The 14,316-nt window shown below is 60.6% G+C and carries 12 protein-coding genes and 1 pseudogene; 6 read left to right on the plus strand and 7 right to left on the minus strand.

From position 1 onward, the window contains the following. Nucleotides 1-813 (minus strand): glycosyltransferase (locus tag U9R81_RS11770; RefSeq protein ID WP_322495643.1); only part of this gene is annotated, 813 nt, incomplete at its 3' end. 476 nt (nucleotides 814-1,289) lie between these two features. Between U9R81_RS11770 and U9R81_RS11775 the strand changes: the two genes are divergently transcribed. Next, a complete protein-coding gene (locus U9R81_RS11775) occupies nucleotides 1,290-1,484 on the plus strand; it encodes a DUF2892 domain-containing protein (RefSeq protein ID WP_066784123.1) in 195 nt (64 codons plus the stop codon). Between the two features lie 132 nt (nucleotides 1,485-1,616). Here the strand turns inward: U9R81_RS11775 and U9R81_RS11780 are convergent, their stop codons facing one another. Further along, nucleotides 1,617-1,790 carry a hypothetical protein gene (locus tag U9R81_RS11780; protein ID WP_322495644.1) on the minus strand — a complete coding sequence of 58 codons (174 nt, stop codon included), beginning with the start codon at nucleotides 1,788-1,790 and terminating at the stop codon, nucleotides 1,617-1,619. A gap of 151 nt (nucleotides 1,791-1,941) precedes the next feature. Between U9R81_RS11780 and U9R81_RS11785 the strand changes: the two genes are divergently transcribed. Further along, nucleotides 1,942-2,451: a DUF4405 domain-containing protein gene (locus U9R81_RS11785; RefSeq protein WP_322495645.1), complete on the plus strand. Its 510-nt coding sequence runs from the start codon at nucleotides 1,942-1,944 to the stop codon at nucleotides 2,449-2,451. Beyond that, nucleotides 2,448-2,798: a hypothetical protein gene (locus tag U9R81_RS11790; RefSeq protein WP_322495646.1), complete on the plus strand. Its 351-nt coding sequence runs from the start codon at nucleotides 2,448-2,450 to the stop codon at nucleotides 2,796-2,798. Before U9R81_RS11785 ends, U9R81_RS11790 begins: the two co-directional genes overlap by 4 nt. 25 nt (nucleotides 2,799-2,823) lie before the next feature. Here the strand turns inward: U9R81_RS11790 and U9R81_RS11795 are convergent, their stop codons facing one another. The 4 genes from U9R81_RS11795 to U9R81_RS11810 all read right to left on the minus strand — a co-directional run bounded on the left by U9R81_RS11795 (nucleotide 2,824) and on the right by U9R81_RS11810 (nucleotide 7,876). Then, entirely contained in the window at nucleotides 2,824-5,094 is a 2,271-nt protein-coding gene (locus U9R81_RS11795) for a TRAP transporter fused permease subunit (protein ID WP_322495647.1), read from the minus strand. A gap of 256 nt (nucleotides 5,095-5,350) precedes the next feature. After that, entirely contained in the window at nucleotides 5,351-6,364 is a 1,014-nt protein-coding gene (locus tag U9R81_RS11800) for a TAXI family TRAP transporter solute-binding subunit (RefSeq protein ID WP_322495648.1), read from the minus strand. Between the two features lie 65 nt (nucleotides 6,365-6,429). Then, nucleotides 6,430-6,639 carry a hypothetical protein gene (locus tag U9R81_RS11805; RefSeq protein ID WP_322495649.1) on the minus strand — a complete coding sequence of 70 codons (210 nt, stop codon included), beginning with the start codon at nucleotides 6,637-6,639 and terminating at the stop codon, nucleotides 6,430-6,432. 259 nt (nucleotides 6,640-6,898) lie between these two features. Then, nucleotides 6,899-7,876 (minus strand): glycosyltransferase, encoded by a 978-nt coding sequence (locus tag U9R81_RS11810; RefSeq protein WP_322495650.1) that lies wholly within the window; start codon nucleotides 7,874-7,876, stop codon nucleotides 6,899-6,901. 66 nt (nucleotides 7,877-7,942) lie between these two features. On the opposite strand from U9R81_RS11810, the gene U9R81_RS11815 reads away from it, so the two are divergent. After that, the gene (locus tag U9R81_RS11815) at nucleotides 7,943-10,849 is read left to right on the plus strand and encodes an insulinase family protein (protein WP_322495651.1); all 2,907 of its coding nucleotides are present in this window, start codon (nucleotides 7,943-7,945) and stop codon (nucleotides 10,847-10,849) included. A 60-nt stretch (nucleotides 10,850-10,909) separates the two neighbouring features. Continuing rightward, entirely contained in the window at nucleotides 10,910-12,469 is a 1,560-nt protein-coding gene (locus tag U9R81_RS11820; protein ID WP_322495652.1) for an amidase, read from the plus strand. Between the two features lie 38 nt (nucleotides 12,470-12,507). Here the strand turns inward: U9R81_RS11820 and purF are convergent, their stop codons facing one another. Further along, complete coding sequence (gene purF / locus U9R81_RS11825; RefSeq protein WP_322495653.1) at nucleotides 12,508-13,980, minus strand: amidophosphoribosyltransferase; 1,473 nt, start codon at nucleotides 13,978-13,980, stop codon at nucleotides 12,508-12,510. A 78-nt stretch (nucleotides 13,981-14,058) separates the two neighbouring features. On the opposite strand from purF, the pseudogene U9R81_RS11830 reads away from it, so the two are divergent. Next, nucleotides 14,059-14,316: pseudogene (locus U9R81_RS11830) on the plus strand (peptidase S8); the annotation flags it as partial.

Raw genomic sequence — 14,316 nt, forward strand, 5'->3', positions numbered from 1 at the left:
CTCGGCGGCGGCGTGGCCGGTGACGATGACCCGATCGCGCAGGCCGGTGGTTGCGAGGCGTTGCTGCACCGCAGCGGCGTAGGCGCGGTCAGTGGGGGCAGTGGCGGCGCCGCCGATGATCAGCAAGCGCCAATGCGGTTGGCCGGCCACCAGATCGATCAGCATATCCACCCCCTTGCCCGGTGACAACAGGCCAAAATAGCCGATAAGCGCCTCGCCGGCAGCCACACCTAGCCGCGCCCGCCACGCAGCGCGATTGTAATCGGGCGGCAGGGCCGGTTCGATATTGGCCCCAATCGGGATCAAGCGGGGCTGGAGGCCAGCGTTGCGCAGGGTGGCTTCATCTTCGGGGTTGGTAGCGATCACCGCAGTGGCTGCGCGCGCGGGCAACAGCGTCACCCACTTGCGCACTGGCCCGGCCTTGGGGAAGAGGTACGGCGGCAACAAGTCGTGATAGGTGATGGCGCTCGCGACTCCAGTGCGGCGCAAGAGCAACGGCAGCACATTGACGCCAACCTGCAACTGATATGCGCCGGTCTGATATTGAATATGGCACCAATCGGGCCGGATGCGGCTCACCAGCCGCGCCAGCCGTCCGGCAGCAACCAGCCGCCAACTGGCCCGGCCCCCCGGCGCAACCAATGCCTCATCACCATTAGGCGTTGCCCGCCAGAGTTGCCAGCGGCCATGCCTTGCCGTCAGCGTGATCGCTTCGATCCCTGCGCTTGCGAGCGTCTGCGCTAGCCGTTGGGTATAGTCGCCGACGCCTCCCGGCTGCGGCGGGTATTCGCCGGTGATAAAGAGAATCCGCATGCCGTTCGTCTCCGTTGCGTGCGCGTACCGGCATACGATACCACAAGTGGAGTTGCATAGCGATGGCCCGGTTGTCAGGGCGAGGGGGTGCAGGAAAAGCCCCTACATCAACCCTTTTCCGGCCAGAACCCGGCCCTGAAGGGCCGGGCTAGGGGTACGAAGCCCGCTGCGCGGGCTGCTGGCCCTCACCCCCCGCCCCTCAAAACGCCTTGGCGCTCTCTGCATTCTTCGCGCCTTTGCGTTTTAATCCTCTGTGTCTTTGCCCGCGTTGCGCCTTTGCGTTTTAATCCTCTGTGTCTTTGCGGAGGCGGACAGCCGTCCAGCTCTACTGCGTCTTTGCTCGCGTTGCGTCTGAGCGGCAGTTTGACTGCCGCACTCCAGATTCCTGCCAACGTGACTTTGTCACTGATCGGCGCTGGCCGTTTGGCTATAGTAGCAATAGGCACAACAGGAATAACCTGACGAGGAGGAAGGCAATGACACCGAACATGGGCAATATTGATCGGATCGCGCGGGTGATTGTGGCGTTGCTGCTTGGATTTATGATCGTCACCCAAGTCTTGACCGGGGCGCTGGCTTGGATCGCCGGGATTGTGGCGATCGTGTTCGTCGCCACTAGCGCGATCGGTTTCTGCCCGTTGTATCTGCCGTTTGGTGTTAAGACCCGCTAATTGCGCTCCCATTCAAACCGGTGCGAGGCTGTCATCGTCTCGTACCGGTTTGTTTTTTGCCCCAGCAGCGCCTCCGGCGCGCACTATGCCTCCCTGCCAATGCGCCGCGTTTAGTGGCTGATAAGTGTGCAATTATTGTTGTTGCCTGACCGAAGCCGCATACAACCCGCCGGATAAAATGCCCAGCAGGGTTGCGATCACACTCACGATGATTGCCGCGCTTCCTTCAAAGAGTGTGAGCGCGAAGACGATCCCTGCCAAACAGGCCATAAGGGCCAAAAAGGCCCATCCCTCTAACGTTGGCATCACTGCTCCTTCCTGAGTGAATGCTCTCACCGATTGAGGTCTGCATGTGGCGTTGCCAAGATTTCACTACCTTCACCAAACCCCTGCACAACTTCTTCACAATTGCGCCTTACAGTAAAAGTGCAAACAGCAATTGTGACAGAGGTGTGACATGAAGCAGACGAATCAAAACTGGCGCAACTTTCTCATCGACGGCGCAATGTTCATCGCCTTTCTCATCGCCACTGCGCCGAGTTTCAGCGGGTTGACCATCCACGAGTGGTTGAGTTTGGCGTTGGCGGCGGCGCTGATCACCCACGTCCTGCTGCACTGGCAATGGATTATCACCATCGGTAAGCGCCTATTGGCCAAAACGACGTGGCGGTCGCGCTTGAACTTTCTGCTCAATGCACTGCTGTTTCTCGCGTTTACCGTTACCGTCGCCAGCGGCGTGTTGATGTCGCGAGCAGCGTTGCCATTGTTCGGGATCACGATGCCGCGCGATCGCACGCTCGAAATTCTCCACCGGCAGGCGTCAGATCTGACGGTGATCATCCTCGGTTTGCACGTCGCGATCCACTGGAGTTGGATTGCCGGCATGTTCCGCCGGCTCTGGCCATCGCGCAAACCGGCCCGCCAACCTACGGCAGCAGCGGCGCGGCTAGAGGAGGTGAGGCAATGAAAACGCTCGGACGCATCTTGATCATTGTTGGCGTGGCGGTATTGGTGGCGATGGGGTTCAATTGGCTGCGGGTGAATCATCTGCTGCCGGTGACGCAAGCGGCGGCGCGTGAAGAGGGGTTTCGGGCGCGGGAACGCGGTGCGGTCGTCTTTGGCGGCGAGCGAGAACGCGGCGCCTTTACTGGTCGCGGCGATCACCATATCAATGAAGCGCCCTCACTGGCGAACGCCGGCGATCTGGGTGAAGCGTTGATCAAGATTTGCCTGATCACCATCGTGGTCGTGATCATTGACAAGATCATCCGCTTGTTCAAACGCCGCCAGCGATCACTAGCCACAACAGCCTAACATGACGAAACGCGGCAATGGCTGATCATTGCTGCGTCTCGCCGATCTGCGGCGCCGTTTCCACTGATTGCGATTTGCGCAGGAAGCGGATCCGGATCACATGGATGATCAAGCCGGCAATAAAGAGGCCAAAGCCGATCGTATCGGAACCTAAATCGGCGTAGAGCATCGCAAGGCCGGCAATCGCCATGATAATGCGCTCGATGAGATTCGCCTGCTGGAAGAGCCATCCGCCGAAGGCAACTGCGAGCGCACCCACCGCCACGCAACTAGTCAGGAACGTGATTGCAATCGTGACCCATCCCCCCGCAGCCAGTGTTTCGTACCACGCCGGTTGGAAGGCTAGCGCCACCTCATTGGCGGCTGACCCCATCTTGGGCAATAACAGCAACAAGCTGGCGCCGTCTATCGTCAGGGTGAACATAAACGGCGTCAGAAACGCCGGCATACAATACTTCCACGCCATAAACATAGTTGGCCATGGTTTGCCGCCGGTAATTGCGGCGGCGGCCATCGGCGCCAGTGCCGTGGGTGGCGAAACGTCGGCCAGCACCGCGTAGTAAAAGATGAACATGTGCGCCGCCGGTTCGGGCACACCCACTTGGCGCAATGCCGGTACAATCATCACCGCTGCCAGAATGTACGATGCAGTGACCGGAACGGCTAAGCCCAATACCCAGACGGCCAGCGCCGCGAAGAAGATCGTGAACAAGATGTTGCCACCGCCGAGATTCACGATCATACCCGAAATCTTCAACCCCAAACCGGTCAAGGTGACGACTGACACAATAATGCCGGCGCAGGCCGTCGTGGCCGCAATCGAAATCACACTCCGCCCGCCATACTCTAGAGCGCGCAGAATGCGCATATTCTCATCCTCACCCGGCACGTTTTTTACCCGCCGGTAAAGAGCAATCGCGGCAGCAATACCAACGGTGAGCATCATGCCCCAGAAGATGGCAAGTGACGGGCGCATGCGCGGCAAGACCCCGGTGACTTCCAGCAGCATTAATACCGCTGTGAGCGCGGCGCCGGCAGCTAGCGCCTTGAGCGAGGTGAGCCGGGTTTCGGGACGGAGGAAGCTGAGCAGGAAGGCGATCACAATTGACCAATAGACGGCCATAAATGGCGTTAAACCGATGGCCATCAAGATGGCGACGGCAAAGAGGGAAGAGAAGTGATAGCCAAATTTTTTGGTTAAATCCCACAGCGGTTCGGTTTTAATATCAACTGGCCGTGTGTGCAACAACCGTGAATCAGCTTCGATCATCAGAAAGATCGAAAGATAGTAGAGAATGGTTGGCACCATGGCCATAATCAAAACATCAAGGTATGATATGTCGAGGTATTCGGCAATAAGGAAGGCGGCTGCGCCAAGCGTCGGCGGCGAGAGGGTAGCGCCAATGCCAGACGCCGACAACATACCGGCGGCTACCGTCCGGTCGTAGCCGGCTTTGCGCAGCATTGGCCACGACAGCGAGCTAAGGGTGACGGTGGTCGCGACACCGCTACCTGAGACGGTACCGAGCAAAAAGCCAGCAGCGGCGACGGTGCGTCCGGGGCCGGCGCTGCTTTTCGATTTGCCCAACGCGGCAAACGACCAATCAATGAAAAACTTGCCAGCGCCGCTATATTCCAGCACTGCGCCGTAGATAGTGAACAAGACGATAAACGTGGCTGCCACATCGAGCGGAACGCCAAAGACCCCTTGCAGGGTCAGATAGTTGGTGCCGATGAGTCGTTGCAGCGAGATACCGCGGTGGTCGAATGGTTCGGGGACGAGGTAGCCGAACAACGCATACAAAATCGCGCCAATCGCCACGAGGGTCAGCGCTAAGCCGGTGGTGCGCCGGGTCGCTTCGATCACCAACAGCAGCATAATGCCACCCATCACCAATTCGATCGGCGTGGGTTGGGTGACTCGTTGCAAGGCTTCACGAAAATAGAGGCTCAGATAGACCATACTGGCCACGCTCAGCGCAGCCAGTACGATGTCATACCACGCGACATTGGCGCGGGATTTAGCCCGAAATGGGTAGTAGAGGAAGGTCAAGACCAAGACCAGCATTAAAAACGTGGCCCGGTACACCTGTGTCGTGATGATGGCCTGCGTCCAATAGAGGGCATACACTGAAAGCGACGCCGCTATGATCCCCCCAATCCATGCCCATAAGCCGCTGAGCTTGCGCGTTGCCGACTCGCTCTCGAATTCTTCGATAAGTTGTTCAACTTTTTCGCGACTAATCTCATCGGCATCGGGCAAGCCAGCATTGGGCGGATTGGCGGCGGCGCTCATAAGTGGTACCTCTTTGTGACCATATCAAATTGGTAGCCTGAAGTGATCCGTTCAGGCGACGGATGCGCTGGCAGTGCGGCAGCTACGTTACCGCATTCCAATGCGCGCCAGCGCAATGCTGCACGCACAGCGAAAATTTCTTTGCCGGCTAACGGTTCGCTTCCTCGCCGGTTACGCTCGCAGTTCATGCGTTGGAGTGCGGCAGTCAAACTGCCGCACTTCATTGAGATCTGCAATCTGCGCGATGTGACGATGCTCACTCTTTCCAGACGCCCCGTTCCTTGTAGAACTCGATGGCTGCAGGATGGAACGGAATCGACGAGCCTTTGACCGCCGATTCAAGTGACAACGTGCGCGCAGCCGGATGGATCTGATGCACTTCGTTGAGGTTGTCAAAAATGGTGGTCAAAATCCCCTTTACCTGATCAGCCGGCATATCTTCGCGCACCACCAACAGATTGGCGACACCGATCCCCGGCACGTTTTGATCGGCGCCTTTGTAAGTGCCGGCGGGCAATACCGTGGCCGCATAGATCGGGCCGTATTTGTCAACCAGCGGTTTCAATAGGGCGCTCGTATCAATGAAGACCACCTTTTCCGTAGTCACTAGATCGGTCACGGCAGCCGTCGGCAACCCGCCGATCCAGAAGAAGGCATCGATCTTTTGGTCTTTCATCGCGGCTACCGAGTCGGCGACACCCAGATTTTCAGGGATAATGTCGGCGACGGTCATCCCGGCGACTTCGAGCAAGCGGATCGCAGCCGTTTCGGTGCTGCTGCCTGCCGAGCCGATCGAAACGGGCCGGCCTTTCATATCGGCCACGCTGGTGATGCCAGCGTCAGCGCGGGCCACGACGTGGATGAAGCTCTGATAGAGCACAGCAATCGCGGCTGCCGGCACCTTGCCGGTGTCTTTGTACGCTGCTACGCCGTTGATCGCATCATACGCCGAGTCGGCGGTCGTGAAGCCAATTTGCGCTTCACCGTTCTGCAACAGTTTGAGATTATCAACCGAGCCGCCCGTCTCTTGGGCCGTGGCTTCGGTATTGGGCATCTTTTCAGTCAAAATCCGGGCCAGACCGCCGCCATAAGGGAAGAACACGCCACCGGTGCCGCCAGTGCCAATGATGAGGCGTAGTTTCTCACCGCTCGGCGCGGGGGTGGGTTGAGCCGGCGCTGTGGTGGGTTGGCTAGTTGTGCCGGTGTTTTGCCCGCACGCCGTGAGCGCTAGCGCGAGCGCTAACCAGAGGAGAACCATTCGCTTGACCATGCGCCTCTCCTTTCCGTCTTTGGAACATCTATTGCTGGAATCCCAGCATAGCCGCCGTGGGGGGGCTATACAGGCTCGATGTTGGCAAGCTGGTTCAGGCAGGTGGTTCGCATCAGCCGGCAGGTGATAGGAACCAGCTCGCGCAACCAAACGACCTTTACCGCACACGATCCGCCGGTGTTGCTCATCCGGGTTGCATTGCGGCGTTCCCTCACATTGCCAATAATATGGGTGGCCTCATCATTGCTTGCCGGCACATGATGAACCGTGAACATCCCTACCTCGCGCCTGAGGTAGGGTGTTCTCATCACTGGCATAGCATTAGGAACTAAGCCAGACAGTTTGTGACCATCAATTCGTTGCGAAGATAGGGTTTAATATTGCTTAGTAGTTTACACACCAGTTGCGGAATCGTCAAGATAGGATTGATCTCAACGGATTGAGGAGTTTATCGGTCAAAGCGCACAACTTTGACAACCATAAAGTTGTTGTAAGAGAAGTTTTGTGAAAAACTTTTTGTTGCACTCATCGCCGTTACGTTCGTTCCTGCCAGCGCCGCCACACCCCGACCGGGTAGCCAACCATCTTGGCAATGTCACCCGTCAGCCGGATCAGCGGCACCAGCGCCAAGGCCGCCAGCCGTTCGCCGAGCGGCCTGCCGCGCAGTTTGGGCCAGAGCCGGCGGTAGGGGCCGCGGGTGTAGGCGGCTACTCCTAGCCCAATCAGCGCCCCAACCGGCGCGCGCAAACGCGGCTGGCTGATCGCCACCCCCAACAGGCCGCTGAGCGTCAGGTATACGGCATACCGTAAGGCATGGCGTTGCGGCCACAACCCGGCCCTTCCGTCGCCGCGAGCGTAGGTGTAGTATTGGCGAATGAAGGCGGGCAGGGTGGGGCGCGGCGCGAAATGCACCACCGCTTCCGGCACGAAGACGCGGCGAAAGCCGGCCCGCGCGACCGCCAGATCAAAGAGCAGGTCTTCGCAGTGGCTGGCCCATTCAGGGAACCCGCCAACCGCTTCCCACACCGCTTTCCGAAAGGCCATTGATTTGCCGAACGGTAGAAAGGCTGCCGGATCGATCTCGCTGCTGCGGCGATAGTTGGTTTCTCCTAGCGCCAGCGCAAAGAGCGAGCGCGGCGTGGGGTGAAAGAAGCCGCCAACGACATCAGCCTCGCCGGCCTCGATGGGGGCGACAATTCGCGCCAGCCAGTGCGGATCGAGGGTGAGACCGGCGTCGGTGCTGGCGATGATCGGGCCGCGCGCGTGGCGAATCGCATTATTGCGGCCCGACGAAATATTGTGCCCGCCGCGCACCAGCTTGATCTGCGGGTAGCGCGCAGCGTAAGCGGCGACGATGGCCGGCGTCATATCAACGCTCTGGCAATCGTTGATCACAATCTCGCCGGCGGCGCGGGTCTGGGCCAGCATTGAATCGATCAGCGCGGCGATGTTATCGGCTTCATCGCGCACTGTGCAGATGATCGAAACAGTTTGGGGTTCAGTGGTCGCCATGGATGAAAGGCTTCTGGTACAATACTCTCTAAGCACCTATGCGCTATTGTACCAGACGAGGTTGTCATGACGGATCTGCACGGATTTGAGCTGCTGCGCGATGAGTTCATCCCCGAACTCAACACTCGCGCTCGCCTGTATCGCCATCTCAAGACTGGCGCTGAACTGCTCTCGCTCGAAAACGACGACGAGAATAAATGTTTCGGCATTACCTTCCGCACCCCGCCGCGCGACTCAACCGGCATTGCCCACATTCTCGAACACTCGGTGCTCTGCGGGTCGCGCAAGTATCCGGTCAAAGACCCCTTTTTCACCTTGGTGAAGGGATCGGTGCATACCTTTCTCAACGCGATGACCTACCCGGATAAGACGACTTATCCGGTCGCTAGCACCAACCTAAAAGACTTCTACAATCTGGTGGATGTCTATCTCGACGCGGTCTTCTTCCCGCGCATCACGCCCGAAGTGCTCAAGCAAGAGGGTTGGCACTTCGAGCTGCCGGCGCCTGATGCGCCGCTCACGATCAAGGGCGTGGTGTACAACGAGATGAAGGGGGCCTATTCGTCGCCCGATGGCATGCTCTACCGCTATTCGCAGCAGTCGCTCTTCCCCGATACCACCTATGGCCATTCGTCGGGCGGCGACCCGCAGGCGATCCCTGATTTGACCTACGAGGCGTTCAAGCGTTTCCACGAAACGCTCTACCACCCCTCGAACGCGCGCATCTTCTTCTACGGCGACGATCCGCCGGAAGAGCGGCTGCGCAAGCTCGATGAGTACCTGAGCCAGTTTGAGCGGAGCGAACCGTCTTCGCAGATCGAGCTGCAGGCCCGCTTTAACGCGCCGCGCGAGTTTGAGTACACCTTTAGCGCCGATGAAGATAACCAGAAGGGCATGGTGATGCTCAACTGGTTGATTGATGATAATCGCGATCCAACGGTGTTGATGGCCCGCGATTTGCTGAGCTATATTCTGTTGGGGAACGCGGCGGCGCCGTTACGCAAGGCGCTGATCGATTCGGGGTTGGGCGAAGAGGTGGTCGGCGGTTACGAGAGCGATCTCCTGCAGCAGACCTTTTCGGTTGGCATGAAGGGGATCGATCCCGCGAACGCCGGGCAGGTCGAGGCGTTGATCCTGCGCACGCTGGCCGAACTCGCCGAACAAGGCATTGATCCGGAGACCGTGGCGGCTGCGTTTAACACCTTCGAGTTCAGCTTGCGCGAGAACAATACTGGCAGCTTCCCGCGCGGCTTGGTGTTGATGCTGCGCGCGTTGGGCACGTGGCTGTACGACGATGATCCAATTGCGCCGCTGCGGTTTGAGGCGCCGCTGGCGGCGGTGCGCGCGGCGGTAGCCAACGGCGAGCGGGTCTTCGAGCGCCTGATCCGCGAGTTGCTGCTCGATAATCTGCACCGCACCCGCGTGACCTTGCGTCCCGATCCTGAACACGCTGCCCGCTTGGCCGCCGCCGAGCAGGCCCGGATTGACGCCTTCGCCGCGACCCTCGATGATGCCAAGCGGGAGGCGCTGGTCGCCGAGACGCAGGCGCTGGCCGAGTGGCAGCAGACGCCGGATCCGCCCGAAGCGATTGCCGCCATCCCCACCTTGCGCCTTGCCGATCTTGATCGCGCTGTCAAACGCATCCCGACCGAGATTGACGAGCGGGGCGGGGCGCGGTTGTTACGCCACAATCTGTTTACCAACGGCATCGTCTATCTCGATCTGGCCTTCGATTTGCGCGCCTTGTCGCCCCACCTCTTGCCCTACGTGCCGCTCTTTGCCCGCGCCTTGACCGAGATGGGCACGGCGACGTCGGATTTTGTGCGCCTGTTGCAGCGGATCGGGCGGGAAACCGGCGGCATCTATGCGGCCACGATGACAGCGACCGACATCGTGAGCACCGCGCCGGTGGGACGGTTGATCGTGCGTGGCAAGAGCACCGTGGCCCAAACAACCGAGCTGTTGCGACTACTGAGCGAGATTCTGCTAACGGTGAATCTCGACAATCGCGAACGTTTCCGCCAGATCGTGCTGCGCGCGCGCGCCAACAAGGAGTCGTCGCTAGTGCCGGCAGGGAATGCGTATGCGCGCCAGCGCCTCGCCGCCCGCTTTGCCCCGGCTGAGTGGGCCGACGAACAGATGGGTGGCGTCTCTGCGATCTTCTTCCTGCGCGAGCTTGAGCAGCAGGTGCAACACGACTGGCCGAGCGTGCTGGCTGATCTCGAGGCGGTGCGGGCGGCGCTGATCAACCGGCGCGGCTTGGTAGCGAATCTCACCCTTGATGCCGACAACCAGCAGGCGGTGTTGCCCATGCTGACCGCCTTCCTCTCTGAGCTGCCCGATGCCGCGTACCATCCGGCGCACTGGCCGGTGCGCAGCGTCGCGGGTGGCGAAGGGTTGGTGATCCCGGCACAGGTCAACTACGTCGCCAAGGGGGTTGATCTGCATGCGCTTGGCATCCGGCCCAGCGGCGCAGCAATGGTAGTGTTACGCCACCTGCGCATTGACTACCTGCTCGACCGCATCCGCATTCAGGGAGGGGCCTACGGTGCTGGCGGCAACTACGACCGCAGCACCGGCCTGTTCATCACCACCTCGTACCGTGACCCCAACCTCTTGCGCACGCTTGATGTGTACGACGAAATGGCGACCTTCTTGCGCGAAACGGCGCTCGATCCGGCGACGGTCGAACGGGCGATTATCGGCACTATCGGCGATATGGATGCTTACCAGTTGCCGGATGCCAAGGGCTACACGGCGCTGGTACGCTACCTAACCAGTGTGAGCGACGAGTATCGCCAGCAGATTCGCAACGAGGTGTTGGCGACCACGCCGGCTGATTTCGTCGTCTTTGCCGAAGCGGCAGCGGCGCTGCGCGATCACGGCCAAGTGGCGGTCTTAGGTTCCGCCGAGGCGATTGAGGCGGCCAATCGCGAACGGCCCGGCTTATTGACACCGGTGAAGATTTTGTAGCGGTACGGGCAGGTTGTACGGGCATACCGTGGTATGCCCGTACCAAGCTCGGAGGAGGCCATGACCACCAACGACCCAACCAGCTCGATCGGGGCCATTGCCTACGAAGCCACCATTGCCGAGCTACAGGAGGCAATGGAAAGCGGCGCGATCAGCGCCGAAGCGTTGACCATGGCCTGCCTCGCACGGATCGAAGCCCTCAATCGGGCGGGGCCGTGTCTCAACGCCGTTATTGAGGTCAGTCCGTCGGCGCTCGAAACGGCGATTGCGCTCGATACCGAACGCGATGCGCGCGGGCCGCGCAGCCCCTTGCACGGCATCCCGATCCTGCTCAAAGACAACATCGACACGCTCGACGATACGGCGACGACCGCCGGGTCGCTGGCGCTGCTCGGTTCACGTCCGGCGGCGGAAGCAACGGTGGTTGCCCGGCTGCGCACCGCCGGAGCGGTGATCTTGGGCAAGGCCAACATGAGCGAATGGGCCAACTTCCGTAGCACCTCCTCGTCGAGCGGGTGGAGTGCGCGCGGCGGGCAGGCGCGCAATCCGCACGTGTTGGCGCGCAGTCCGTGCGGGTCAAGTTCAGGCTCGGCGATTGCCGTCGCGGCCAGTATGTGCGTGGTCGCGATCGGCACCGAAACCGACGGCTCGATCTCGTGCCCGTCGGCGCTGTGCGGCGTGGTTGGGATCAAACCCACCGTTGGCTTAACTAGCCGGGCCGGTGTGATTCCGATCAGTTTCACCCAAGATACGGTGGGGCCGCATGCCCGTTGCGTCGCCGATGCCGCTACTGTCCTTGGCATTATTGCTGGGCCAGATCCGCGCGATCCGGCGACGGCAGCCGCCGCCGGTTACGTTCGGCCTGATTACCGCACTTGCTTGCAAGCCGATGCGCTACGCGGGGCGCGGATCGGCGTGTTGCGGAGCGATCGCTTTGCCGGCTTTGGCCGCCACGTCGAGCAGGCCTTGGCGGCGGCGGTGGCAGCGATGGCAGAGGCCGGCGCACACATTGTCGATCCGGTCAAGCTGCCAGAGGAGTTGCTGGCCTTTAGCGAGGCTGAGCTAACGGTGCTGCTCTACGAGTTCAAGACGACGCTCAACCGCTATCTAGCCGAGCGGATTCCCGATCCGCACGCAGCTACGCCGGCGCCGCGTTCGTTGGCCGAATTGATTGCGTTTAACGAACAACATGCCGAGCGCGAATTGTTCTTCTTTGGCCAAGAGCTGCTGCTGCAAGCGGCGGCGGTGGGTGATCTTGACGATCCGGCCTACCAACAGGCGTTGGCAGCCAGCCGCGATGAAGCGCGGAAGGCGTTGGATACCGTGCTCTACGAACAACAGCTTGATGCGCTGGTCGCGCCGGCGACCGGGTTGGCATGGCCGATCGATCTGATCGGCGGCGACCGCTACCTTGGCGGCAGCAGTTCGTTGCCGGCGCGGGCCGGCTACCCGATGGTGACGGCGCCGGCTGGGATGGCGTTTGGCTTGCCGATAGGGATCAACTTTATCGGCGGGGCGTGGTCGGAACCGATGCTGATCCGGTTGGCGTATGCTTTCGAGCAAGCGACACGCTTTCGCCAACCACCCGCTTACCGTGAGCGGATCGTGGGGGAGGGGTAGTAGGGGCACAGTAGGGGTACAGCAGCGCTGTGCCCCTACTACCGCACCTCAAACACCTCTTTATCGACCACCTCAATTTCAACCGGATACTGGCCGGTAAAACATCCGGTACAGAAGGTCGCCGGGTCGCGTCCAGTCGAGCGGATCAAACCTTCCAAGCTCAGGTAGGCCAAGCTATCAGCGCCAAGATGTTGGCGAATGCCCTCGATCGTCAGGCGGTGGGCGATCAGTTCGGGGTAAGTCGCCATATCAACGCCGAGGAAGCAGGGGTGGCGGATCGGCGGCGACGAGACGCGCACATGCACCTCGCGCGCGCCGGCCTCGCGCAGTAGGCGCACAATCGGGCCGCTGGTGTTGCCGCGCACGATGCTGTCATCAACCAGCACTACCCGCTTGCCGGCCAGATTGTCGGTCAACGCATTAAACTTGAGCGCGATGCCCAACTTGCGCAGCCGGTCATCGGGTTGGATGAAGGTGCGGCCAATGTAGCGGTTCTTAATTAAGCCTTCCGAATAAGGAATGCCCGACTCTTGCGCATACCCGATCGCTGCCGGCGTTGCGCTGTCGGGCACGGCGATCACCACATCGGCGTCGCACGGCGCTTCACGAGCCAATTCACGGCCTTGCGCCACCCGCATCGCGTGTAGCACCTTACCGTGCAGCATGCTGTCGGGGCGGGCGAAGTAGATGTATTCAAACAGACAGGCGGCGGTGTGCAGCGAGGGTTGGCGGGCAATCACCTGCGGCCCATCGAGGGTAATCTTCAGAATCTCGCCCGGCTCGATCTCGCGCACAAATGCAGCCCCGATTGTACCGAGCGCACAACTCTCGGAAGCGACCACCCACCCCTGTTCGCCGAGCTGGCCGAGACAGAGCGGGTGCAGGCCCCACGGATCACGCACCACGTAGAGCGCATCGCGGGTGAGCACGGTCAAACAGTACGCGCCTTGGGCCCGCACCATAAAGACCTTCAGCTTCTCCTCCCACGTCCGCCCCTCGCCGCCGGCCAGCATCTGGGTGATGACTTCGCTGTCGCTGCTGCTGGTCAGGCCGACGCCGCGCTGCAACAGCTCGCGGCGCAGCGACGCGGCGTTGGTGAGGTTGCCGTTGTGGCCGACGGCCAGCGGCCCCAAGGCACTTTCGACCACGAAGGGTTGGGCATTCTCTAGCTTTGAGGAGCCGGTAGTGGAATAGCGGGTATGGCCGATCGCCATATAGCCGCTGAGCGGGCGCAACTTTTCTTCATCGAACACTTGCGCAACCAGCCCCATATTCTTGTAGTAACGAATACTGCGACCATTGCTCACCGCAATGCCAGCGCTCTCTTGGCCGCGATGCTGGAGGGCGTAGAGACCAAAGAAGGTTAGGCGGGCGACATCGGCGTCAGCGGCGACAATGCCGAACACACCGCATTCGTGACCCGGTTTGTCATCGGGGGTGGCGGGATCATCCGTCTCGCCGGCAATGGTATGATTACTATCAGCTACGCCTGAGAGCGATTGATCATCCATGGAACATTTTCCTCCTGCGCGCAGGTTTGAGGAAGCATTGCATCATTGCAATCTATAGAAAGTATAACACGGATCGTTATGGCATCTTTCGACCAAACAGCGCCGCGCGCCGGTCGTTCGTGGGTGATGGGCTGCTTGCTGGCGGCGGTATTGCTGATTGCGCTGGGGATTGGCGGGTTTTTGCGGTTGGTGGAAATTGGGGTTACGCTCTTTGGGTCAGGTGGGTTTGGGCGAGTAGGCGTCGTCTGGATCAGCCTGATCGGAGGGGCAGTGGCTTTTGCGATCTGGGCCGGGGTGGGGCGGGGCGCGGTGCGGGCGGCGGCGCTGCGCTGGCTG

It is taken from the genome of Chloroflexus sp. (genome assembly GCF_034435895.1).
GTDB lineage: Bacteria > Chloroflexota > Chloroflexia > Chloroflexales > Chloroflexaceae > Chloroflexus.